The 5,116-nt window shown below is 71.3% G+C and carries 5 protein-coding genes; 3 read left to right on the top strand and 2 right to left on the bottom strand.

Going from position 1 to position 5,116, the window contains the following annotated elements; all coding sequences use genetic code 11:
- Window positions 1-200 (top strand): hypothetical protein (locus tag BM430_RS35120; protein ID WP_210188478.1); only part of this gene is annotated, 200 nt, incomplete at its 5' end.
- A gap of 172 nt (window positions 201-372) precedes the next feature.
- On the opposite strand, the gene BM430_RS33645 is transcribed toward BM430_RS35120, so the two are convergent.
- Window positions 373-1,026, bottom strand: coding sequence for a metallophosphoesterase family protein (locus BM430_RS33645; RefSeq protein WP_093571515.1), 654 nt, complete (start codon window positions 1,024-1,026; stop codon window positions 373-375).
- A 36-nt stretch (window positions 1,027-1,062) separates the two neighbouring features.
- The gene (locus BM430_RS33640) at window positions 1,063-3,003 is read right to left on the bottom strand and encodes a putative bifunctional diguanylate cyclase/phosphodiesterase (RefSeq protein WP_177303262.1); all 1,941 of its coding nucleotides are present in this window, start codon (window positions 3,001-3,003) and stop codon (window positions 1,063-1,065) included.
- A gap of 469 nt (window positions 3,004-3,472) precedes the next feature.
- Here BM430_RS33640 and otsB point away from each other — a divergent pair, with 469 nt between their 5' ends.
- Both otsB and BM430_RS33630 read left to right on the top strand, forming a co-directional pair.
- Entirely contained in the window at window positions 3,473-4,225 is a 753-nt protein-coding gene (otsB, locus tag BM430_RS33635) for a trehalose-phosphatase (RefSeq protein ID WP_093571513.1), read from the top strand.
- A 69-nt stretch (window positions 4,226-4,294) separates the two neighbouring features.
- Window positions 4,295-4,717: an FKBP-type peptidyl-prolyl cis-trans isomerase gene (locus BM430_RS33630; RefSeq protein WP_093571512.1), complete on the top strand. Its 423-nt coding sequence runs from the start codon at window positions 4,295-4,297 to the stop codon at window positions 4,715-4,717.
- Window positions 4,718-5,116: the final 399 nt, after the last annotated feature.

Genomic DNA, 5,116 nt, shown 5'->3' with positions numbered 1-5,116 from the left:
GGCGGGACGACGCCTTCGGTGAGCAAGGAGCCAAAGAGCACGGCCAAGGCCAGAGCAGGATGAGGGACCCCTGGGACCAGGACACTCCGCCACGTCATCGCGCGGCACAGCGCGTCGGGATGTTGGGAGCCTGGTTCTCGCAAGGAACGCTTGTGCGCACCCCTTGGTGGCCCGCCGTCGTCCTCGTCGCGATCCCGTGACGGCACGACGGCATCAGAGGCCGGATACATGACTGCTCCTGAACCGACTGGCACAAACCGAGGCTCACAAACCCTTGCGAAACGGGGGCCGTCCATACAAAACGGGGGCCGTCCATACATGACGTCGAGCGTGCCGCGGTGTCGTCGGGAGCACCTGACACGCTCTCCAGCCCTACCGCACCGCCAGCACCTCCACCGGCGGTCCCTGCTCGTCGGTGAACACGCCGGCCGTGAGCGGTCCGCCGAACACCGCGCCGGTGTCGAGGTTGGTGCGATGGGCGAGCAGCTCCGGCCGGCCGTCGCGGGTCGGGGTGTGGCCGTGGACGACGTGGCGGCCGAAATCGCGGCCCGACGACAGGAACGGCTCGCGCATCCACAGCCGGGTCTCGCGGTCGCTCCCCTCCGCGTCGCATGCGGGGTCTAGGCCGCCATGGACGTACCAGCGCCGCGCGTCGCCGTGCAGGGTCGGCAGGGTGCCCATCCAGGCGACGACCTCCGCCGGCAGCTCGCCCGGATGCGCCGCGCCGTAGGAGGCGAGGGTCGCACCGCCGCCGTTGATCCGCCACAGGTCGCGGTTCGTGCCGGCGGCCGCATCGAGCAGCATCGCCTCGTGGTTGCCCATCAGGCAGGTCACGGCGTCCGGCTCGCGGGCCTGGAGGTCGCGCAAGGTGGCCACCGCCCCGGCGCTGTCGGACCCGCGGTCGATGGCGTCGCCGAGGAACACCAGGCGGCGCTGGCGCCCGGCGCGGTGCTCCTCGATCCGGGCGAGCAGGCGGGCGAGGAGGTCGGCGCGGCCGTGGACGTCGCCGATCGCATAGGTGAGCATCGCCCCGCCTCCCCTTCCGGGGCACGGGGCACCCGGTCAGGCGACCGCCTGGACCGGCCGGATCGCCCGCACCGCCTCGGAATCGAGGTAGCGCAGGGTATCGGGGAAGGCCATCGGCCGGCCGAAATGGTAGCCCTGCATCAGCACGAAGCCGAGCCCCTGGAGCAGGCGGGCCTGCTCGTCGGTCTCGATCCCCTCCACCACGCAGTCGAGCGACAGGTTGCGGGCGAGCGCGGCGATCGACGTGATGATGTCGCGGCTGGCGGGATCGGTGGTGACCTCGCTGACGAAGCTTCGGTCGATCTTGAGCTTGTCGAGGGGCAGGCGGTGGACGTAGCTCAGGGACGAGTAGCCGGTGCCGAAATCGTCGAGCGCGATGGCGATGCCGCTGGCCTTCAGGGTCTCGAGGACGGTCTGGGCCTGCGCCACGTCCTGGATCAGCGCCGTCTCCGTCACCTCCAGGATCACCCGCCCGGGCGGCAGGCCGCTCGTCCGGATGGCCGCGATGAGGGCGGCGGCCGCTTGCGGCGAGGCGATGTCGGCCATCGACAGGTTGAAGGACAGGGCGACCCGCTCCGGCCAGGCCCGGGCGGCGGCGAGCGCCTGGCCGAACAGCACCGCGGTGATGCGGGTGATGAGGCCCGCGCGCTCGGCGATCGGGATGAACACCGCCGGCGAGATCGGCCCGAGTTCCGGGCTCGTCCAGCGGGCCAGCGCCTCGAACGCCACCGTGCGGCCGCGCCGCGCGTCGACGATCGGCTGGAAGACCAGGCTCAGTTCCCGCGGCAGGTCGGCGTGGCGCAGGGCCTGCTCGATCACGCTCTGGGTGCGCAGCAGCCGCTCGTGCTCCTCGGTGAACAGGATCGCGGCGCCGCGGCTATGCGTCTTGGCATGGTAGAGGGCGTAATCCGCCCGCTCGACCAGCTGGGCCGCCTTGTGGCCCGCCTCCGGGTAGGCGGCGAAGCCGATCGAGGCGCCGATCTGGGCGGTGCCGCCATGCGGCAGCCGGAACGGCACCGCCAGGGCGCCGCAGATCGCCTCGCCGGTGGCGGCCAGCGCGGTTGCGCCGCGCAGGACGAGGCCGAACTCGTCGCCGCCGAGGCGCGCCACCACGCCGGCCTCGCCCACCACGCCCTGCAGGCGCCGGGCGGCCTCCTGCAGCACGGCGTCGCCCGCGCCGTGGCCGTGGGCGTCGTTCACCGGCTTGAACCCGTCGAGGTCGATGAGGCCGACGACGAACGGCTGCCTCCCGGCCTCCGCCTCGGCCGCGGACCGGTCCAGGGAGGCGAAGAAGCTGCGGCGGTTGGGCAGCTCGGTCAGCGTGTCGAGATTGGCGAGCCGCAGGTTCTCCCGGCTCAGGCGCTCGAGCTCGACCTGCTGCCCGATCAGACGGGTGAAGTCGCGGTAATAGGCGACGATCACGAAGGCCAGGGCGGCGCAGACGATCACCAGGTTGAGGCCGATCGCCCGCATGACCTGGTTGTCGAGGCGGCTGACATGCAGGCAGAACAGGACCGTGACGATCGCCGTCACCAGGAGCGCCGCGGCGCGCAGATGCACGAGGCAGAGGACGCAGGCGATCGTCGTGGTGCCGAAGTAGAACAGCATATGGGCCTGTGCGTAGGCATCGCCGTAGCCGAAGAGCGCGCTGCCCCAGGCCATGAAGCCGACCGCCAGCGCGCCGGCGAGCCCGACCGTGAGCCGCAGCTTCGCGGCGAGCCGGGTGTCGTCGATCGGCTGCCGGCGCCCGCGCAGCCACATCCCGAAGCGCAAGGCGCACAGGAGCAGCAGGCCGCCGAGCGGATAGATGGTGAGCCAGTTCGGCGCGGCGCCAAGATACGTGACCGCGATCGCCGTCGAGTTGATCGCCAGGATGACGTAGAGCAGCGGCACCTGGTTACGCAGCGCCCGCATCTGCGCCCGCATCAGGTCCGCGTTGTCGGTCTCGATCCGGAACAGATCGACGATGGTCTGCATCCTGCGCACAGCGCGTTCACCCCACCCGGTCCAACCGATCATGGCACCGCACTCTCGAGCCAGAAATCACGTGCGCTTGAATCAAAGGTTACCTTGTTGACCCAAGCCAGCAGATGACGGTTAGTCCCGACCGGAATCCCCGCGATCGTGGCAGAGCCGGCCGGGTCCGGCCTGTGTCGGGGGCGCCGCCGCGGCACCGGGCGGGGCCCTGCCCGGCCCGATATCCCCGCGAATCCTATGTGCCGTGCTGCCGCTTTGCTATGGCAGTTTCATCACTGCTAGGAATTTGCCCCCAGGACCCGCCATCCGTCGCCCCGGCACCGTGGTGACCGGCGACACGATGGGGACGTTCGGGGCCCTTCCCGGCTTTGCCCCGCGGGTCCGGCCGCTATGTAAGCCTTCCGGAGCGCGGGCCGGTCGCGGCCCGTGCCTCACGCCGGTCTCCGGCAGCGACGGGAGACGCGATCCCTTGACCGACACAGCCTACGCCCTCTTCCTCGACTTCGACGGCACCCTCGTCGAGATCGCGCCGCGCCCCGACGGCGTCGTGGTCCCCCCCACCCTGCCGCCGGGGCTGGCGCGGCTGCGCGCCCGCCTCGGCGGGGCGCTGGCCCTGGTGACTGGACGGCCGATCGCCACCATCGACGGCTTCCTCGACCCGGAGCGGTTCGACACCGCCGGCCTGCACGGGGTCGAGCAGCGCCGCGGCGGTCGGATCGTCGGCGGCGATCCGGCGGCGCATCCCGCCCTGCGCGCGGGCGTCGCCACGCTGCAGCAGGCGGTCGTCGACCTCGACGGCGTGCTGATCGAGGACAAGGGCTGCTCGGTCGCGGTGCATTGGCGCCTGGCCAACGACGCCGACGCCGCCCGGGCGCAATCCGCGGCCGCGTCGGTCGCCGGCATCCTCGGCGAGGCCTACCGGCTGCAGCAGGGCAAGGCGGTGGCCGAGATCCTGCCCGCCAGCGCCACCAAGGGCCACGCCATCCGGGCCTTCCTGCGCGAGGCACCCTATGCCGGCCGCCGGGCGATCTTCATCGGCGACGACCTCACCGACGAGAAGGCCTTCGTACCGGTGAACGAGGATGGCGGGATTTCGATCCGGGTCGGGCCCGGCGAGACGGTCGCCCGCCACCGCCTCGCCGACCCGGCGGCGGTGCGGGCGCTGCTCATGGGCTGGGCCGAGGGCGGCCCGATCGCGCCCGAGGCGCTGCCGCCGGCCTGACGGCCTGTCCACCGGGCGCCCAATGCCCTAACTGGGGTCCCGACGTCACGCACAGGAACGATCCCGTCGATGCGCCGTTCGCCCTTCTACCTTGTCGGAGCCCTCACGATCGCCATGACCGCCTCAGCCTCCGCCGATTCGTTCGTCACCGCCCCGTCCGGTCTCCAGTACAAGGACACCGTCGCCGGCACCGGCCCGCAGCCTAAGGCCGGCCAGACCGTCAACGTCCACTATACCGGCTGGCTCTACCAGGACGGTAAGAAGGGCGCGAAGTTCGACAGCTCGCTCGACCGCGGCCAGCCGCTGAGCTTCGCCGTCGGCACCGGCCAGGTCATCAAGGGCTGGGACGAGGGCCTGTCGACCATGAAGGTCGGCGGCAAGCGCACCCTGGTGATCCCGCCCGAGCTCGGCTACGGCGCCCGCGGCGCCGGCGGCGTGATCCCGCCGAACGCCACGCTGCTGTTCGACGTGGAACTGCTCGGCGTGCGCTGAGCCTGTTTGACGCGACGAGAAGCGAACGTTCAACGGCGTTCCCACCCCACAGGGTCATGTATGGACGGCCCCCGTTTCGCAAGGGTTTGTGAGCATCGGTTTGAGCCAGTCGGTTCAGGAGCAGTCATGTATCCGGCCTCTGATGCCGTCGTGCCGCCGCGGTTGATGCGACGAGGACGACGGCGGGCCACCAAGGGGTGCGCACAAGCGTTCCTTGCGAAGAACCAGGCTCCCAACATCCCGACGCGCTGTGACGCGCGATGACGTGGCGGAGTGTCCTGGTCCCAGGTCCCTCATCCTGCTCTGGCCTTGGCCGTGCTTACAGCTCCTTGCTCACCGAAGGTCGCGTCCCGCCGCTCCTCAAGCGGCGGCGGGACGCGACCGGCCTGCCTGACCGCG

It is taken from the genome of Methylobacterium sp. 174MFSha1.1, assembly GCF_900116815.1.
GTDB lineage: Bacteria > Pseudomonadota > Alphaproteobacteria > Rhizobiales > Beijerinckiaceae > Methylobacterium.
This window is presented reverse-complemented; position numbering and strand designations above follow the sequence as displayed.